The 435-nt window shown below is 57.7% G+C and carries 1 pseudogene; it reads left to right on the top strand.

Annotated features, from left to right (window positions below):
• Positions 1-152 precede the first annotated feature (152 nt).
• A pseudogene (locus EOA22_RS37180) lies at positions 153-435 on the top strand (His-Xaa-Ser repeat protein HxsA); the annotation flags it as partial.

Consider the following 435-nt stretch of genomic DNA (forward strand, 5'->3'; position numbering starts at 1 on the left):
CCCGCCAATTATCGGATGTTCGCACCTTCGACTATCTCGGACTGGAAAAGAGCCTACGTCTCGGATTGCGCCGATTGTAGTCTGCGCAACGAGTGCGGCGGTTTCTTTGAGTGGCATCCGAAGGCACATGGGTACGAGAGGTTTGGCGTCGCATGAAAAAGCGGCTTTTCGCGATCCCATCGTTGCTCGCTGCCGGTTTCATGCCGATCGAGAGCGTCGCAATGCCTCTTGTGCCTCCCGGCGATGGCGGCAAGACAAAATCGCTTTTCGATATTTTTAAGCTGGATCACAAATTCACATTGGCAGGCCACAGTTCACACAGCAGCCACAGCTCGCACAGCAGCCACCGATCGTCGGCAGGCGGCACATACTACCCGCCGCCAGCGCCCGTCTATCAGGCGCCGGCACCGGTCTATCAAGCACCGACCTACCAGC

Origin of the sequence: Mesorhizobium sp. M7A.F.Ca.US.014.04.1.1, from assembly GCF_003998745.1 — a bacterium.
Taxonomy (GTDB): domain Bacteria; phylum Pseudomonadota; class Alphaproteobacteria; order Rhizobiales; family Rhizobiaceae; genus Mesorhizobium; species Mesorhizobium ciceri.